The sequence below is a fragment of the Methylobacterium sp. CM6246 genome, assembly GCF_054818005.1.
Genome location: NZ_JBTXKY010000001.1, coordinates 3,000,089 through 3,014,581 on the forward strand (window position 1 = coordinate 3,000,089; position 14,493 = coordinate 3,014,581).

At 68.5% G+C, this 14,493-nt stretch carries 16 protein-coding genes; 7 read left to right on the forward strand and 9 right to left on the reverse strand.

The genetic code is table 11. The annotated features are described in order from the left end of the window. Nucleotides 1–6 precede the first annotated feature (6 nt). The 4 genes from ACYQPG_RS14750 (at nucleotide 7) to ACYQPG_RS14765 (ending at nucleotide 4,634) form a co-directional block, all read left to right on the forward strand. Entirely contained in the window at nucleotides 7–1,929 is a 1,923-nt protein-coding gene (locus tag ACYQPG_RS14750) for an ABCB family ABC transporter ATP-binding protein/permease (RefSeq protein WP_419829708.1), read from the forward strand. A 113-nt stretch (nucleotides 1,930–2,042) separates the two neighbouring features. Continuing rightward, nucleotides 2,043–3,017: an ABC transporter substrate-binding protein gene (locus tag ACYQPG_RS14755; RefSeq protein ID WP_147897185.1), complete on the forward strand. Its 975-nt coding sequence runs from the start codon at nucleotides 2,043–2,045 to the stop codon at nucleotides 3,015–3,017. 4 nt (nucleotides 3,018–3,021) lie between these two features. After that, nucleotides 3,022–3,831 carry an ABC transporter permease gene (locus ACYQPG_RS14760; protein ID WP_147908331.1) on the forward strand — a complete coding sequence of 270 codons (810 nt, stop codon included), beginning with the start codon at nucleotides 3,022–3,024 and terminating at the stop codon, nucleotides 3,829–3,831. Nucleotides 3,832–3,839: 8 nt separating this feature from the next. Continuing rightward, the gene (locus ACYQPG_RS14765; protein WP_461231184.1) at nucleotides 3,840–4,634 is read left to right on the forward strand and encodes an ABC transporter ATP-binding protein; all 795 of its coding nucleotides are present in this window, start codon (nucleotides 3,840–3,842) and stop codon (nucleotides 4,632–4,634) included. Nucleotides 4,635–4,669: 35 nt separating this feature from the next. Here ACYQPG_RS14765 and ACYQPG_RS14770 read toward each other — a convergent pair whose 3' ends face one another. Further along, nucleotides 4,670–5,572, reverse strand: coding sequence for an NAD(P)-dependent oxidoreductase (locus tag ACYQPG_RS14770; RefSeq protein WP_147938961.1), 903 nt, complete (start codon nucleotides 5,570–5,572; stop codon nucleotides 4,670–4,672). A gap of 365 nt (nucleotides 5,573–5,937) precedes the next feature. On the opposite strand from ACYQPG_RS14770, the gene ACYQPG_RS14775 reads away from it, so the two are divergent. The 3 genes from ACYQPG_RS14775 to mscL all read left to right on the forward strand — a co-directional run bounded on the left by ACYQPG_RS14775 (nucleotide 5,938) and on the right by mscL (nucleotide 7,991). Next, a complete protein-coding gene (locus ACYQPG_RS14775) occupies nucleotides 5,938–6,648 on the forward strand; it encodes a phosphatidylserine decarboxylase (RefSeq protein ID WP_147857019.1) in 711 nt (236 codons plus the stop codon). 6 nt (nucleotides 6,649–6,654) lie between these two features. Beyond that, a complete protein-coding gene (locus ACYQPG_RS14780) occupies nucleotides 6,655–7,494 on the forward strand; it encodes a CDP-alcohol phosphatidyltransferase family protein (protein ID WP_147908328.1) in 840 nt (279 codons plus the stop codon). A gap of 68 nt (nucleotides 7,495–7,562) precedes the next feature. Further along, the gene (mscL, locus tag ACYQPG_RS14785) at nucleotides 7,563–7,991 is read left to right on the forward strand and encodes a large conductance mechanosensitive channel protein MscL (RefSeq protein WP_147938962.1); all 429 of its coding nucleotides are present in this window, start codon (nucleotides 7,563–7,565) and stop codon (nucleotides 7,989–7,991) included. Between the two features lie 34 nt (nucleotides 7,992–8,025). Here mscL and ACYQPG_RS14790 read toward each other — a convergent pair whose 3' ends face one another. From ACYQPG_RS14790 to coxB, 8 genes are all read right to left on the reverse strand, one after another. Then, a complete protein-coding gene (locus tag ACYQPG_RS14790; RefSeq protein WP_461231185.1) occupies nucleotides 8,026–8,301 on the reverse strand; it encodes a hypothetical protein in 276 nt (91 codons plus the stop codon). Nucleotides 8,302–8,440: 139 nt separating this feature from the next. Continuing rightward, nucleotides 8,441–8,854 carry a DUF1236 domain-containing protein gene (locus tag ACYQPG_RS14795; protein ID WP_147897179.1) on the reverse strand — a complete coding sequence of 138 codons (414 nt, stop codon included), beginning with the start codon at nucleotides 8,852–8,854 and terminating at the stop codon, nucleotides 8,441–8,443. Nucleotides 8,855–8,994: 140 nt separating this feature from the next. Next, the gene (locus ACYQPG_RS14800; RefSeq protein WP_147855899.1) at nucleotides 8,995–9,747 is read right to left on the reverse strand and encodes a NepR family anti-sigma factor; all 753 of its coding nucleotides are present in this window, start codon (nucleotides 9,745–9,747) and stop codon (nucleotides 8,995–8,997) included. Between the two features lie 160 nt (nucleotides 9,748–9,907). Continuing rightward, the gene (locus tag ACYQPG_RS14805; RefSeq protein ID WP_147908325.1) at nucleotides 9,908–10,693 is read right to left on the reverse strand and encodes a class II glutamine amidotransferase; all 786 of its coding nucleotides are present in this window, start codon (nucleotides 10,691–10,693) and stop codon (nucleotides 9,908–9,910) included. 141 nt (nucleotides 10,694–10,834) lie between these two features. Further along, complete coding sequence (locus tag ACYQPG_RS14810) at nucleotides 10,835–11,146, reverse strand: oxidase (RefSeq protein ID WP_147908324.1); 312 nt, start codon at nucleotides 11,144–11,146, stop codon at nucleotides 10,835–10,837. A gap of 1 nt (nucleotide 11,147) precedes the next feature. Further along, on the reverse strand, nucleotides 11,148–11,807 hold the full coding sequence (locus tag ACYQPG_RS14815) for a cytochrome c oxidase subunit 3 (protein WP_419829709.1): 660 nt from the start codon (nucleotides 11,805–11,807) through the stop codon (nucleotides 11,148–11,150). Beyond that, nucleotides 11,804–13,480 carry a cytochrome c oxidase subunit I gene (locus ACYQPG_RS14820; protein WP_147938965.1) on the reverse strand — a complete coding sequence of 559 codons (1,677 nt, stop codon included), beginning with the start codon at nucleotides 13,478–13,480 and terminating at the stop codon, nucleotides 11,804–11,806. The genes ACYQPG_RS14815 and ACYQPG_RS14820 overlap by 4 nt, the downstream gene beginning before the upstream one ends. A gap of 33 nt (nucleotides 13,481–13,513) precedes the next feature. Beyond that, entirely contained in the window at nucleotides 13,514–14,488 is a 975-nt protein-coding gene (coxB, locus tag ACYQPG_RS14825) for a cytochrome c oxidase subunit II (RefSeq protein ID WP_147908321.1), read from the reverse strand. Between the last annotated feature and the right edge of the window lie 5 nt (nucleotides 14,489–14,493).

The window sequence follows — 14,493 nt, forward strand, 5'->3', positions numbered from 1 at the left end:
TCCCGCATGACCGACGACACCGCGCCCCCGGCCGGGTCCGCACACCCGGCCGAGCGCCCCGGGCTGCTCGCCACCTATCGGCGCCTTTGGCCGCATCTCTGGCCGCACGGACGGCCCGACCTGCAGCGCAGGGTCTTCCTGGCGTTCGGGCTGCTGCTCGCGGCCAAGCTCGTGACCATGGTGACCCCGTTCACCTTCAAGTGGATCACCGACGCCCTGGTCGCCGCGATCGGTGGGAAGGACGCGCCGCTGCCCACGGGCCTGTTCGCGGCCCCGATGCTGCTCATCGCCCTCTACGGCGTATCGCGGATCGCCATGTCGGCGCTGACCCAGGTGCGCGACGGGCTGTTCGCCAAGGTGGCGATGCACGCGGTGCGCCGCCTGGCGCTCCGGACCTTCGAGCACATGCACCGCCTGTCCCTGCGCTTCCACCTGGAGCGCAAGACCGGCGGCCTGACCCGGGTGCTGGAGCGCGGCCGCGCCGGCATCGAGGAATTGTCGCGCTTGATGGTGCTGACCCTGGTTCCGACCATCGTCGAGTTCGCGCTGGTGCTCGGCGTGCTGGCCTACGAGTTCGACTGGCGCTACGCGCTGGTGGCGTTCCTCACGGTCGGGGCGTACCTGGCCTTCACTTACAAGGCGACCGAGTGGCGGATCGCCATCCGCCGCCGGATGAACGCCTCGGATACCGACGCCAACACCAAGGCGGTCGACTCCCTGCTCAACTACGAGACCGTGAAGTATTTCGGCGCGGAGGCCCGCGAGGCCGCCCGCTACGACGTGTCGATGGCCAAGTACGAAAAAGCCTCGACCCAGACCTACGTCTCGCTGGCGGTGCTCAATGCCGGCCAGGCGGTGATCTTCACCATCGGCATGACGATCGTGATGTGGCTCGCGGCCCGGGACATCCTGGCCGGGCGCACGACGATCGGCGGCTTCGTGCTCGCCAACACCCTGCTGGTGCAGCTGTCGATGCCGCTGAACTTCATGGGCATGATCTACCGCGAGATCAAACAGGCGCTGATCGACATCGACGACATGTTCCGCATCCTCGGACAGAACCCGGAGATCGCCGACCGGCCCGGCGCCGCGCCGCTGACGGTCGCGGGCGGCACGGTGCGGTTCGAGGACGTGCGCTTCTCCTACACCCCGGAGCGGCCGATCCTGCGCGGCGTCAGCTTCGAGATCCTGGCGGGGCAGACGGTGGCGGTGGTCGGGCCCTCGGGAGCCGGCAAATCGACTCTGTCGCGGTTGCTGTTCCGGTTCTACGAGCCGTCGGCCGGCCGGATCAGCATCGACGGCCAGGACATCGCGGCGGTGACGCAGGAATCGCTGCGCGCGGCGATCGGCATGGTCCCGCAGGACACCGTGCTGTTCAACGACACGATCGGCTACAACATCCGCTACGGCCGGGCCGACGCCACCGACGCGGAGTTGCGCGAGGCGGCCCAGCTCGCCCAGATCGACCGCTTCGTCTCCGGCCTTCCGGAGGGCTACGACACCCCGGTCGGCGAGCGCGGCCTGAAGCTGTCGGGCGGCGAGAAGCAGCGGGTCGCCATCGCGCGGACCATCCTCAAGGCGCCGCCGATCCTGGTGCTCGACGAGGCGACCTCGGCGCTGGATTCCTTCACCGAGGCCGAGATCCAGTCGGCGCTCGACCGGGTCAGCCGCGGGCGCACCACCCTGGTGATCGCCCACCGGCTGTCCACGGTGGTCAATGCCGACGCGATCCTGGTGCTCGACCACGGCCGCATCGCGGAGCGCGGCACCCATGGCGAGTTGCTGGAGGCCGGCGGCATCTATGCGGCGCTCTGGGACCGCCAGCGCGAGGCCGACGCGGCGCTCGAAGTGCTCCAGCGCGCCGACGCCCCGGTCCTGCCGATCCGGGCCGGGCGCGGAGCCGTGCCGGCGACTGAACCGGTGGAATAGGACATCGGAAGGCGGATTACTTCCCCGGCTGTATTCGTTATACTGCGCTGAACGGCCCATCATGAAGGCCCCGCTGCGAATCGGCTCATGCCGTCCGGTCGGGGGAGACATCGATGTTGAAGGGCCTGATCGCGGCCGGCGCCATGCTGGTCGCCCTCGGCGGCACTGTCCGGGCGGAGGATGTCGTCCGACTCGGCAACCTGAAATTCGCCCATTACGGCGCCATCTCCTACATGAAGGAGATCGCGCCGAAATACGGCCTGAAGATCGACGAGCGCCAGTTCGCCAAGGGCGCCGACATCTACCCGGCGATGGCCGTGGACCAGATCGACATCGCGGCCTCCGGGGGCGACGGCGCGGTGGCCGCCCGCGGCAACGGCGTGAAGCTGGTGGTGGTGGCGGGCTTCGCCGACGGCGGCGTGCGCATCCTCAAGCGGCCGGACCTGCCGGCCAAGAGCGCGGCCGACCTGAAGGGCCTCAAGGTCGCGACGGTGCGCGGCGGCACGCAGGACTTGATGCTCCTGGCCGAGCTCGACAAGCACGGGCTGACCTGGTCCGAGCGCCCGGGCAAGGACGTCCAGCTGACCTACTTCAACAACTACGCCGACCTGAACCAGGCCCTGGGGCAGAAATACGTCGACGTGATCTGCCAGTCGGAGCCGCAATCGACCCAGGCGATCAGCGCCGGCTGGGGCGTCGAGCTGGTCAAGCCCTACGACACGCCGATTGGCAAGCCGGTGCGGCCCCTGGTGATGACCGAGAAGATGTACACCGAGCGGCCGGAGGTGGCCGCCAAGGTGCTGCGCCTGTTCGTGGCCGCCACCAAGGCCTTCATCGACGACCCGGCGCTCGCCGAGAAATACGTCCGCGAGCAGGTGTTCAAGGGTCAGCTCACGAGCCAGGATTTTCGCGATGGCATGGCCAACGCGAGCTACACCTACGCCATGCCGGCGGGGCACATGCAGGTCACCACCGACTACATGGTCAAGTACGGGCTGGGTAAGATGCAGAACCCGCCCAAGAGCGATGCCGAGTGGGTCAAGCTCGATCTGCTCGACAAGGCCAAGGCCGACCTGAAGGTCGAGTGATCCGATGGCCCTGCGCGACCTTCGCGGCGTCCTGGTTCCGGTCGCGCTGCTGATCCTGTGGGAGCTGGCGAGCCGCACCGGGCTCGTCTCGGCCGTGGTGCTGCCGCCGCCGAGCGCGGTGGCGGTGAAATGGTGGTCCGGCCTGCTGCCGGCCCTGCCGTACGATCCGGGCCAGGAGAGTTATCTGTCCTGGCTGTTCTCCGGCGAGATGCCGCACGACGCGGCGTCGAGCCTGTCCCGGGTGGTCTCCGGCTTCCTGATCGGGGCCGGGCTCGCCGTCCCGGTCGGCCTGGTGCTCGGCACCAACGACGGGCTCTACGCCCTGTTCAACCCGCTGCTCCAGGTGCTGCGCCCGATCCCGCCGATCGCCTACATCCCGCTCGCCATCGTGTGGTTCGGGCTCGGCAACCCGCCGGCCCTGTTCCTAATCGCGCTCGGGACCTTCTTCCCGGTCCTGGTGAACACCATCGCGGGGGTGCGCCAGGTCGATTCGATCTACATCCGCGCCGCCCGCAACCTCGGCGCCGGCTCCTGGACGATGTTCCGCCGGGTGATCCTGCCGGCCGCGAGCCCGTTCGTGCTCGCCGGCATGCGCATCGGCATCGGCACCGCCTTCATCGTGGTGATCGTCGCCGAGATGATCGCGGTCTCGGACGGGCTCGGCTACCGGATCCTCGAGGCCCGGGAATACATGTGGTCGGACAAGATCATCGGCGGCATGCTGACGATCGGCATCCTCGGCCTGATCATCGACGGGGCGATGAGCCGCCTCAACGATCACCTGCTGCGCTGGCATCGCGGCCTGGAGCGGTAACCCGGACGATGTCGGCAGAGATCGTGGTCGCGAACGCCGTCAAGGTGTTCGGCAGCGGCGCTTCGGGCGTCGCCGCCCTTCAGGACATCTCGGCGACGGCGCCGGAGGGCCAGTTCCTGTGTTTGCTCGGGCCCTCGGGCTGCGGCAAGTCCACCCTGCTCAACGCGATGGCCGGCTTCAGCCCGCTCACCTCGGGCACGATCACGGTGGGCGGCAAGCCGGTGGTCGATCCCGGCCCGGACCGGGGCATGGTGTTCCAGGAATACGCCCTGTTCCCGTGGATGAGCGTCGAGGACAACGTCCGCTTCGGCCTCGATATCAAGGGCGTGCCGCGCGCCCAGGCCGCCGAGACGGTCGACCGCATCACCGCGACGCTCGGCCTGTCGGACTTCCGCACCCGCTACCCGAAGGACCTGTCGGGCGGGATGCGCCAGCGCGTGGCCATCGCCCGCATCCTCGCCCTCGACCCGCCGGTGATGCTCATGGACGAGCCGTTCGGGGCGCTCGACGCCCTGACGCGCCGCACGCTGCAGGACGAGCTGCTCCGGATCTGGGCCGATTCACGCAAGACGATCGTGTTCGTGACCCACTCGATTGAGGAGGCCATCTACCTGGCCGACCGGATCCTCGTGATGACCTACCGGCCCGGGCGCATTAAGCGCGACGTCACCGTGCCGATCCCCCGGCCCCGGGACCCGGCGAGCGCCGACTTCAACGCCATCAAGCGCGAGCTGGGCCAGCTGGTGATGGAGGAGCAGGCTCGGTTCACCGACGCGGAGCTGCACGCGCCGGCGGTGGATTGAAGCCTTTCACGGAGCGCAGCCGCGAGGGCAGGGGCTCAACCGCCGGAGCGGACCTTCACCCCCAGCAAGGCTTCGAACGGCAGCACCATCGCGCCCTTGTCGCGGTCGCCGTGGCCCTGGCGTAGCGCAGTCTGGTAGGTCGCCGTGGCGGCGGCCGTGACCGGCATGGGATAGCCGCCCTCGGCCGAGATCGCTGCGGCCGCGACGAGGTCCTTGTAGGCCGCGCCCATCGGGTAGCCCTCGTCGAAGCGGCCCTGGAGGATGCGCGGCACGAAATAGTGCGCCGCGTAGCTCCGGCTCGTGCCGGTGGTGACCACCTGGGCGATCTGCTCCGGGTCGAGCCCCATGGCCACCGCCATCGGCAGCACCTCGGCCAGCGCCGCGATGTTGATGTCGTAGAGCACGTTGTTGATCGTCTTGGTGAGCTGGCCGGATCCCGCCGGCCCCATATGCAGGACGCTGGTGCCGATCCGCTCCAGCAGCGGCCGGACCGCCGCGACGCGCTCCGGGTCGCCGCCGCACATCACCGTGAGCGTCCCGGCCTTGGCGCCCGCCGGCGCGCCCGAGACCGGGGCATCGACGAAACACCGCCCGGTCGCGGCCACGGCGCGCCCGATCGCGAGCGCCTTGGCGTGCGCGATGGTGCTGAGATCCACCACGATCGCCCCCGGCGCCAGCCGCTCGACCAGGCGATCCGCGCCGAACAGGGCCGCCTCGACCACGTCGCCGTTCGGCAGGCACAGGAACAGCACCGCGGCGCCGTCGACCGCCGCACGATCCGCCGTCGCGACGAGGCCCGGCGCGTCGAGCCCGGCCAGGCGCGCCGGGTCGGAATCCACCGCCACGACGGTCTCGGAATCGGACAGGCGCTTGGCCGCGAGGTTGCGGGCGATCGGGTGGCCCATGGCGCCGAGGCCGAGGATGGCGAGCTTCTGCACCGGGCGGCTTCCTCCATTGCGGCCGCGGACCGGACCGGCGGCACTATCCTGGGCGGCCGCGCTCGGCTCACGCCGTCGTCGCGTGCGCAGCCTGCCCATCAGGGGAGAACTGTATCAGAGGTGTCGGCAGAGGGCGCAATCGTGGATGCCGTGCAGCTATGGTCGACGCCAGGGTCTTCGCGGCGTCCCGCATCCCCTGGGTCGGGTTTGCTGGACCATGCCTGGCCGCCGCGGGCGGGTGGGGACGATGACGCATGTCTGATAGAGAGACGGAACGCCCCGACACGTTGACGCCGGCCCGGCGGGCTGCCATCCGCGCGTCCGACATGTCCGCCCGCCCGCGGCGCCGTTGAAACCGGAACACGATGACAGACCTGATCGAGACGATCCGTCGGACGCTCGTGCCGATCCACAAGGAGGGCTATCCCTTCATCCTGATCGGCATCGTGCTCACGGTGCTGGCCGGCTATTTCTCGCAGTTCTTCGGCTGGATCTTCCTGATCCTCACCCTCTGGGTCTGCTACTTCTTCCGCGATCCGGAGCGGATCACCCCGGTGGAAGACGGGCTCGTGGTCTCGCCCGCGGACGGGCGCGTCAACCTGATCGCCACCGTGCTGCCGCCGCCCGAGCTCGACCTGCCGCAGGTGCCCACCTTGCGGGTCTCGGTGTTCATGAACGTGTTCGACTGCCACGTGAACCGGGTGCCCGTCTCAGGGCGAATCGGCCAGATCCACTATACGCCCGGCCTGTTCCTCAACGCCGAGCTCGACAAGGCCAGCGACGACAACGAGCGCAACGGGATGGTCATCGAGACCAGCCATGCCGGGCAGGCGAAGCGCGTCGGCGTGGTCCAGATCGCCGGCCTGGTGGCGCGGCGGATCGTCGGGTTCGTCTCGGCCGGCGACGTGCTGTCGGTGGGCGAGCGGTTCGGCCTGATCCGGTTCGGCTCCCGGGTGGACGTCTACCTGCCGGCGGGCGCCACCGTGCTGGTCGGACTCGGCCAGAAGGCCGTGGCCGGCGAGACGGTGCTGGCCGACCTCGGCGGCGGCCCCGGACGGCAGTTCAAGCGGATCTAGACGGCCATGGACGACCTGTTCCCGCCCTTCGCGCCGGATCCGAACGAGCCGCGCCCGCGCCGGTTCAAGCCGGTGCCGTTCCGGATGATCGCGCCCAACATGATCACCCTGATGGCGCTCTGCCTCGGGCTGACCGCGATCCGGCTGGCCTTCGAGGGCAAGTTCGAGCCCGCCGTCATCGCTGTGGTGGCGGCCGGCGTGCTCGACGGCATCGACGGGCGGGTGGCGCGGCTGCTCAAGGGCACCTCGCGCTTCGGGGCCGAGCTCGATTCGCTGGCCGACTTCGTGAATTTCGGCTGCGCACCGGCGCTGATCCTCTACGGGTTCGCGCTGTTCCACCTCAAATCCGCCGGCTGGATCGTAGCGCTGATCTTCGCCATCGCCATGGCCCTGCGGCTCGCGCGCTTCAACGCCATGCTGGACGATCCGAACCGGCCGGAATGGAAGAAGGACTTCTTCGTCGGCATGCCGGCCCCTGCGGGCGCGCTGACCGCGATGCTGCCGCTCTACCTGCACTTCCTCGGCTTCAGCGCCGAGGGCTGGATCGCCTCGGCGATCCTGATCTACGTGCTCGCCATCGCGTTGCTGGTCGTGTCCACGGTCCCGACCTTCTCGGGGAAGACCATGGGCAAGCGGGTGCCGCGCAGCCTCGTCCTGCCCATCTTCCTGCTCGGCGTCGCCGCGTTCGGCATCCTGATCAGCTATCCGTTCGAGGCGCTGGTGGCGGTGAGCGGCGGCTACCTGCTGACCATCCCGGTGGTCGCTGCGCAATACCGCCGTCGCGCCAAGGCCGAGGCGGCCACCGCGGTCGACGAGCCGGCAGCGCCGACGATCAGCGGGGGATAGGCGGGCGCCGCGCTGGCTTTCCGAGCGATCTTCCGTAGTCTGCCCCCGGGATCGGCGGGGGACTGTGCATGCTCGAGGAATTCAAGAAGTTCGCCCTGCGCGGGAACGTCGTCGATCTCGCGGTCGGCGTGATCATCGGCGCGGCCTTCGGGGCGATCGTCAATTCCGCCGTGCAGGACCTGTTCATGCCAGCGATCGGGGCGATCACGGGCGGGCTCGATTTCTCGAACTACTACATCCCGCTCTCGTCGAAGGTGCAGGCCGGGCTGCCCTATGTGGACGCCAAGAAGCAAGGCGCCGTCTTGGGTTACGGCCAGTTCCTAACGCTGACCATCAACTTCATGATCGTGGCCTTCGTGCTGTTCCTGGTGATCCGGGCCATGAACAAGCTGCAGAACGCCGAGGCCAAGAAGCCCGAGGCGGTGGCCGAAGTCCCGGCGGACGTGAAGCTCCTGTCGGAGATCCGCGATCTGCTGGCCGAGAAGCCGCGGGTCTGACACGGCATCGCGTTTCAAACCCGAGACTTGGCGTTTAAACCTGAGACTTGTCGGCGCCGTCCGGCTTCACGCCGAGGGCATCGAGGATCTGATCGAGGGCCTGGCCAACCGCCTCCGTGCCCTCCTCATGGGTCTTCAGCCGAGTCTCGAGCCGGCGGATCTGTGGCTCGAACGCGTCCGGCACCGGATCGTCCCCGAGGAAGCGGGGCTTGTCGGTCCCGACCGGCAGGACGCCGCGCAATTGCTGGCCGAGGTGATCGCGCACCGGTTCCGGCAGTGTCGCGCCGGGGTCGCTCGGATCCTGGCTCATGGTCGCCTCATGGTTCACGTGGCGTATCAACGGCTTCGCCGGAGAACCGTTGCGCCTCCGTCGTCCTGCGGATCGAGGACGGGCCCCGGAGCGGGTCGCTCCGGGGCCCGAGGGGCCGGCGCGGGACCGGCCCGTGCGATCAGTCGATGACCTCAACGATCCGGTGGCCGCGATCGACCAGCACCGGACGGTCGTTCACGACGGTGTAGCGGTAACCCGGCTGCACGCGGTACTCGTTCGGGACGTCGTAGTAGGTGACGCCGGAGGACGGCAGGGTCGAGCCGACGGCGACGCGGCCGTCGTAATCGTACGAGCGGACGTTGCGCTCGCGGACGTAGCTGCGGAAGCGCGGCGCCATGTCGACGCCGAGGATGCCGCCCACCGTGCCGGTGGCCGCACCGACGGCACCGCCGACGATCCCGCCGATCGGGCCGGCCGCGTCGTTGCCGGCGGCAGCGCCACGCTCGGCACCCGGGATGGTGCCCTGGGCCTGGGCGGCGAGGGGCAGTGACAGAGCCAGAGCCGAGGCTGCGATAAGGGTCTTGAAGGTCATGCGGGACATCTCCATTCCGTGGCGTTCCGCCGCAGCGAGGCGACGAAGCTCGGGCCGGTAACGTCCGATCCTCGGATTCGGATGCATCTTTTTTCGGGGCGGGGACGGACCGCCCGGCGCGATCCTTACGCGTCCTTGCCCTACGCGTCCTTGGGCATCGCCGACTGGATGAACCGATCGGAGCCGAGATCCTCCTCGTCGTAGCCCAGCAGCTCCGCCAGGCGGCCGCGGGCGCGGCTGACCCGGCTCTTCACGGTGCCGACCTTGCAGCCCATGATCGTGGCGGCCTCCTCGTAGGAGACGCCCTCGGCACCCACCAGCACCAGCGCCTCGCGCTGGTCCGGCGGCAGCTTGGCCAGGGCCGATTGCAGGTCCTCGACATCGAGCCGGTCGCCCTGGTGCGGGGCCGTGGCCAACCGCGCCGCGTAGGAGCCGTCCTGGTCCTCGACCTCGCGGACCCGCTTGCGATGATCGGAGTAGAAGATGTTGCGCAGGATCGTGAACAACCACGCGTTGAGGTTGGTCCCCGGCTGGAACCGGGCGCGATGCTGCCAGCCCTTGAGCAGGGTGTCCTGGACGAGGTCGTCGGAGCGGGCGGGGTTCGAGGTCAGCGACAGCGCGAAGGCGCGCAAGGACGGGACGGCCGCGAGCAGGCCGTTGCGGAACTCCGGCTCGATCGCCTCGCCGCGGGCGCGCAGAGCCTCTTCCAGCTTCTCGATCAGGTCGGCAAAGCGAGAGGGCAGCACCTCCTCGCCGATCCGCTCGTAGACCGTGCGCAGGTGCTCGCCGAGATGTGTGCGGATGTTCGGGGCGAGATTCGGGCGGCCATCCCGAAGCGCATCCCGAAGCCCGTCCTCGTGGGACAGGGCGGTGTCGGTGTCGTCGCGGGTCATGCGTATCGCGCTCGTCAGCTTATCGTGGCTCGACCTGCGGTCCGGGACGGTCGAGGCGGATCGCTTGCCGGCCGAACTCCCCTGAAGCCCGGCCGATGCGCTCCTGTTACGGTCGTTCTAGCGCATCGGGGGGCGGCATGCACCCTCGCTCAAGTAGGACTTAAGACGCTCCGGCCGGCCTCAACAGGCGGATCGCCCCGTCCCGCAGGGTCAGGACGTCGCCGCGGGCGAGGTCGGTCCAGCGCTCGTCGCGGGTCAGCGCCTGGGTGGCGACGACCGTGACCACGTCGCTTTCCGAGGTCTCCTGCGCGAAATTCACCTGCCAATCCTCGTCGATCAGGGTGGCGGTGCCGAACGGGGCGCGGCGGGTGAGGTAGCACAGGCGCTTGCCGCAATGGGCGTAGAGGGTGCGGCTGTCGGTCAGCAGCATGTTGAACACGCCCATGGCGTGCAGGTCGCCCGCGAGGTCTGCGACGGCGCGGTCCAGGGTGGCGGGACGGGGCAGGGCCTGGAACCGGGTCTGGAGGCGGCCGAGCATCCAGCAGAAGGCGTGCTCGCTGTCGGTCGAGCCGATCGGCATGAACCCGCCGAGCGGCAGACGCTTCACGCCCTTGAGCTGGCCGTTATGCGCGAAGGTCCACCGGCGGCCCCACAATTCCCGGGCGAACGGATGGGTGTTCTCCAGGCTGACCCGGCCGCGATTGGCCTTGCGCACGTGGGCGACGACGATGCGGCTCTTGATCGGCATGTCGCGCAGCAGCCGGGCCAGCTGCGAGCGCGAGCTCGGCTCCGGCTCGTGAAAGCTGCGGCAGGTCCGCCCGTCGTAGAAGCTGATGCCCCAGCCGTCGGCATGCGGGCCGGTTTCGCCGCCACGCCTGGCCAACCCGGCGAACGAGAAGCGGATGTCGGTCGGCACGTTGGCGCTCATGCCGAGCAATTCGCACATCAGGATAAAGCCGGAGCCGAGCGGGGACGGGGCGACGTTTAGAGTGCGTGGCGCCGAAGTGGAAGCCGGCTCGGTGCATCGGACCGGATCACGACACTGTGTTGGCGCCGCCTGACGCCCGGACGACGGAATTCATGGGCGTCACCGCGCCAGGTAATCCGTCAGCGTCATGCCGAACATGATGGCGACCCAGAAGAAGCCGATCCCCGAGAACAGCCGGATCAGCGGCGGCTCGTGGATCACCTCCATGGAGACCAGAAGGATCAGCGCCACCATCACGGCGACGACCAGGAGCTCGACGATCCAGACCTGGGCGAAGGGCAGGGTGGCGCCCAGGGTGACGTTGACGGCCAGCAGCGCCAGCAGCGCCAGGAAGGTCAGCACCGGCGTGCGCAGCCGGCGCCGGAGCAGGGCGCGGTCGTCGGCGCTCAAGGCAGCGAGGGGATTGCGCATCCTACCGGTTGACCACGTAGAGGATCGGGAAGGCCAGGATCCAGACCAGATCGATGAAGTGCCAGTACAGGCCGTAGACCTCGATCCAGTTCTGGTGCCGGGACAGGAAGCCGGCCTTCGCGGCCATCCAAGTCATGCCGAGCAGGAGCGCGATGCCGGTGAACAGGTGCACCGCGTGCAGGATCGTGGCGACGTAATACAGGTTCACGAACAGCCGCGCGGGCGGTGTCTCGGCCAGCGCGAAGGGCCGGCTGCCCAGGAACGGCATCATGTGCTCGTCCCAGTCCGCGTAATACTCGTAGCCCTTGAGCACCAGGAACAGGCCGCCCAGCGCCGCGGTGGCCAGCATCGCCCGGACCATGGCGCGCTGCCAGCCGATCCGCGAGAACTCGATCGCCATCGACATGGTCAAGCTGGAGCAAATCAGCACCACGGTGTTGGTGGCGCCGATCCAGAACTTGAGGTGCTTGGCCGCCGCGACGGTCGCCTCCGGGTGCTGGATCCGGACGATCAGCGCCACCAGGAACAGGGCCGAGAACAGCAGCAGCTCGGTGATCAGCCAGGCCCAGATGCCCAGCGTCGCGGCGGCGCGCTGCTGGGCCACCGTCTCGAAATGCCCGGCGCGGGCGACCCCGACGCCGTCTGCCAGCCCTTTGCTCATCCGTGCTGGTCCTGGGCTTCCTGGGCCTGGATCGGGTAATCGTAGGGGATGCGCGGCACCGCCGGCGGAGAGAGGAAGTTGTGCTTCGGCGGCGGCGAGCCGGTCTCCCATTCGAGCCCCTTGGCGTTCCAGGGGTTGGCGGGTGCCTTGCGGCCGAACCACAGGGAATAGACCAGATAGAGCATCGGGAAGATGTAGCCGGCGGCCAGGATCGTGGCGCCGGCCGAGGACAGCACGTTGAGGAGCTGGAACTCGACCGGATAGGTCGCGTAGCGCCGGGGCATCCCGAGATAGCCGAGGATGAACTGCGGGAAGAAGGTCACGTTGAAGCCGATGAAGATCAGCATCGCCGAGACCCGGCCCCAGGGCTCGCTGTACATCCGCCCGGTGAATTTTGGCCACCAGAAGTGCAGCCCCCCCAGGAACGCCAGCACCGTGCCCCCGACCATGATGTAGTGGAAGTGGGCGACCACGAAGTAGGTCGCGTGGATGTGCTGGTTGATGGCGAGCGTCGCGAGGTAGAGCCCGGTGAGGCCGCCGAGCACGAACAGCCCGATATAGCCCATCGCGTAGAGCATCGGCGTATCGAGCCGTAAGCTCCCCTTATGGATCGTCGCGGTCCAGTTGTAGACCTTGACGGCCGACGGCACCGCCACCGCGAACGACAGGGCCGAGAACACCAGCGAGGCCAAGTCGCTCTGGCCGTTGACGAACATGTGGTGGCCCCAGACGAAGAAGGTCACCGAGGCCAGCCCGATCGACGCGTAGGCGACGAACCGGTAGCCGAACAGCTTCTTCTGCGCGAAGGCCGGGACGATCTCCGAGATCACCCCCATGCCGGGCAAGACCATGATGTACACGGCCGGGTGCGAGTAGAACCAGAACAGGTGCTGGAACAGCACCGGGTCGCCGCCATAGGCCGGGTCGAACACGCCGATGTGGAAGCCCCGCTCCATGATCAGCAGGATCAGCGCGGTCGTGATCACCGGCGTGGCGAGCAGAAAGATCAGGCTGGTGGCGTAGTGCGCCCAGACGAAGATCGGCAGCTTGAACCACGTCATGCCGGGTGCCCGCATGGTGTGGATGGTGACCACGAAGTTGAGCCCCGTCAGGATCGACGAGAAGCCCACGATGGTGACGCCGATCAGGGCCGGCAGGACCCAGGTGTTCGAGAAGGCGGTGGAGAGCGGCGCGTAGAAGGTCCAGCCGGTGTCGACCCCGCCGAGCACCAGCGAGACCAGGGTGAAGAACGCCCCGGCCATGAACACGTACCAGCTCGTCAGGTTGAGCTTTGGGAACGCCAGGTCCTTCGCCCCGATCATGAGGGGGATCAGGAAGTTGCCGAAGGTCGCCGGGATCGACGGGATCAGGAAGAACCACACCATCACCACGCCGTGGATGGTGAAAGCCTTGTTGTAGGTGTCGTTGGTCATGATCGCGCCGTTGGGCACGATCAGCGCCAGCCGGACCACGCCGGCCGCGACCGCCCCGATCACGAAGAAGCCGGTGATCGAGGCCAGGTACAGGATCGCGATGCGCTTGTGGTCGGTGGTGAGGAACCACGAGCGCAGGGTCGAATCTGCGTGAAGGTAGTCGGCCTTGCGCCCGAGGGTGGCCTCCGGCGCGTGCGGCTCGCGGCGGGCCGTGCCGCCGACGCTGCCCGATGCGCTCATGGTGTCGCCCTCGTCGCCGTCATGGATTGGCCGTCATGGAGTGGCCTGCGCGGCCTTGCCGGAGGCCGGCGCCGTGTAGGATTTGAGGAAATCGATGATCGTCCCGAGTTCGCCCTCCGGGATCCGACCGGCGAAGCTCGGCATCACCTGCTTGTAGCCCTCGGCGAGGCGGTCGCCGTTCGGGTTCAGGATCTTCTCGCGCAGCCAGGCGTCGTCGGCCGTCACCGTGCGGCCGTCGGCGAGCTTCACCGGGCTGCCGTAGAGGCCGGCCAGGCTCGGGGCCTTCACGGAGGAGCCGGGATCGTGGCAGCCGGCGCAGCCATAGGCCTCGTAGAGGGTGCGGCCGGCCGCGACCTTGCCCTGCTGCGCGCCGGAATGGGTCAGCCAGTCCTGGTAGTCGCCGGGATTCATGAAGCTGATCTCGCCGCCCATCACCGAATGGTCGGTGCCGCAATATTCCGAGCAATAGAGGTGGTAGGTGCCGATCTTGTCGGCCTTGAACCACAGATCGGTGTAGCGGTCGGGGAGCGCCGCCACCTGCAGGCGCAGGGCCGGCAGGTAGAGGGCGTGGATCACGTCCTGGCTGATGATGCGCAGGCGGATCGGCTGGCCGATCGGCACGTGCAGGTCGTTGATCTCGGCCTGACCGGTGGGATGCTGGAACTTCCACATCCATTGCCGGCCGATCGCCTCGATCACCATGGCGTCCGGCGGGGCGTTCTTGGAGGCGATGAACACCCGGGCGCCCCAGACGAAGAAGATCAGCGTCAGCAGGAACGGGATCAGCATCCAGCTGATCTCGATGAGGTTGGAGCGGATGCCGGAGGGGCTGCGATCCGCCTCCGAACCCTCGCGGTAGCGCAGGGCGAAATAGGTGATTGCCACGAAGACCGGCACGGTCAGCAGCAGGGTCAGGACCGTGAAGGCCAGGATGAGCAGGTCCGTCTCGGTCGCGGTGCCCGAGACCGCGGCGGGCCAAAGCTCCAGGGCTGCGTGGTTCGGCGTCATCCTGC

What these genes read in the sequence shown, in the direction of transcription:
- ACYQPG_RS14750 (WP_419829708.1), top strand. Translation starts at nt 7, where the DNA reads ATGACCGACGACACCGCGCCCCCGGCCGGGTCCGCACACCCGGCCGAG.
- ACYQPG_RS14755 (WP_147897185.1), top strand. Translation starts at nt 2,043, where the DNA reads ATGTTGAAGGGCCTGATCGCGGCCGGCGCCATGCTGGTCGCCCTCGGC.
- ACYQPG_RS14760 (WP_147908331.1), top strand. Translation starts at nt 3,022, where the DNA reads ATGGCCCTGCGCGACCTTCGCGGCGTCCTGGTTCCGGTCGCGCTGCTG.
- ACYQPG_RS14765 (WP_461231184.1), top strand. Translation starts at nt 3,840, where the DNA reads ATGTCGGCAGAGATCGTGGTCGCGAACGCCGTCAAGGTGTTCGGCAGC.
- ACYQPG_RS14775 (WP_147857019.1), top strand. Translation starts at nt 5,938, where the DNA reads ATGACAGACCTGATCGAGACGATCCGTCGGACGCTCGTGCCGATCCAC.
- ACYQPG_RS14780 (WP_147908328.1), top strand. Translation starts at nt 6,655, where the DNA reads ATGGACGACCTGTTCCCGCCCTTCGCGCCGGATCCGAACGAGCCGCGC.
- mscL (WP_147938962.1), top strand. Translation starts at nt 7,563, where the DNA reads ATGCTCGAGGAATTCAAGAAGTTCGCCCTGCGCGGGAACGTCGTCGAT.
- ACYQPG_RS14790 (WP_461231185.1), bottom strand. Translation starts at nt 8,301, where the DNA reads ATGAGCCAGGATCCGAGCGACCCCGGCGCGACACTGCCGGAACCGGTG.
- ACYQPG_RS14795 (WP_147897179.1), bottom strand. Translation starts at nt 8,854, where the DNA reads ATGACCTTCAAGACCCTTATCGCAGCCTCGGCTCTGGCTCTGTCACTG.
- ACYQPG_RS14800 (WP_147855899.1), bottom strand. Translation starts at nt 9,747, where the DNA reads ATGACCCGCGACGACACCGACACCGCCCTGTCCCACGAGGACGGGCTT.
- ACYQPG_RS14805 (WP_147908325.1), bottom strand. Translation starts at nt 10,693, where the DNA reads ATGTGCGAATTGCTCGGCATGAGCGCCAACGTGCCGACCGACATCCGC.
- ACYQPG_RS14810 (WP_147908324.1), bottom strand. Translation starts at nt 11,146, where the DNA reads ATGCGCAATCCCCTCGCTGCCTTGAGCGCCGACGACCGCGCCCTGCTC.
- ACYQPG_RS14815 (WP_419829709.1), bottom strand. Translation starts at nt 11,807, where the DNA reads ATGAGCAAAGGGCTGGCAGACGGCGTCGGGGTCGCCCGCGCCGGGCAT.
- ACYQPG_RS14820 (WP_147938965.1), bottom strand. Translation starts at nt 13,480, where the DNA reads ATGAGCGCATCGGGCAGCGTCGGCGGCACGGCCCGCCGCGAGCCGCAC.
- coxB (WP_147908321.1), bottom strand. Translation starts at nt 14,488, where the DNA reads ATGACGCCGAACCACGCAGCCCTGGAGCTTTGGCCCGCCGCGGTCTCG.